At 45.4% G+C, this 238-nt stretch carries 1 rRNA gene; it reads left to right on the top strand.

From position 1 onward, the window contains the following. Positions 1 to 13: 13 nt before the first annotated feature. Positions 14 to 238: ribosomal RNA gene (locus CXF74_RS00060) — 23S ribosomal RNA — on the top strand; the annotation flags it as partial.

Here is a 238-nt window from a genome sequence, read left to right as displayed (position 1 = left end):
TTAGAGTTTGTATGGTTAAGTGAATAAGCGTGCACGGTGGATGCCTAGGCAATTAGAGGCGATGAAGGACGTGGTAATCTGCGATAAGTCCAGGGGAGTTGATAACAAGCGTTATATCCTGGAATTTCCGAATGGGGCAACCCGGCACATAGTGTCATCGTTATGTGAATACATAGCATAGCGAAGCGAACGAGGGGAACTGAAACATCTAAGTACCCTTAGGAAAAGAAATCAACCG

Origin of the sequence: Psychromonas sp. Urea-02u-13 (genome assembly GCF_002835995.1) — a bacterium.
Taxonomy (GTDB): domain Bacteria; phylum Pseudomonadota; class Gammaproteobacteria; order Enterobacterales; family Psychromonadaceae; genus Psychromonas.
The sequence above is the reverse complement of the archived record's forward strand: the minus strand, read 5'-3'. Positions and strand labels throughout refer to the sequence as shown.